Origin of the sequence: Acidisoma sp. S159, from assembly GCF_009766125.1 — a bacterium.
Taxonomy (GTDB): domain Bacteria; phylum Pseudomonadota; class Alphaproteobacteria; order Acetobacterales; family Acetobacteraceae; genus Acidisoma.
In genome coordinates, this window is record NZ_LMUG01000048.1 from 1 (window position 1) to 207 (window position 207).

Consider the following 207-nt stretch of genomic DNA (forward strand, 5'->3'; position numbering starts at 1 on the left):
GGTGGCGTCCTGGTGGTCTGCTTCGCCGAAGGCACGCGGATCGCGACGACGCGCGGCGATGTTGCTGTCGAGACGCTGTGTGAAGGCAACTGCGTGTTGACAGCCGCGGGCGGCGTGGCGCGGGTGAAATGGATCGGCCATCGCCGCTTCAACCTCGCGGCGCGGCCGGATGTGGCGCCGATCCGCTTCGGCGCGGGGTCGCTCGGA

General features: G+C 70.5%; 1 protein-coding gene. It reads left to right on the forward strand.

The window, feature by feature from the left end; translation table 11 throughout:
- On the forward strand, window positions 1-207 hold a 207-nt coding region (locus GSQ92_RS15060), incomplete at both ends, for a Hint domain-containing protein (RefSeq protein ID WP_174247816.1).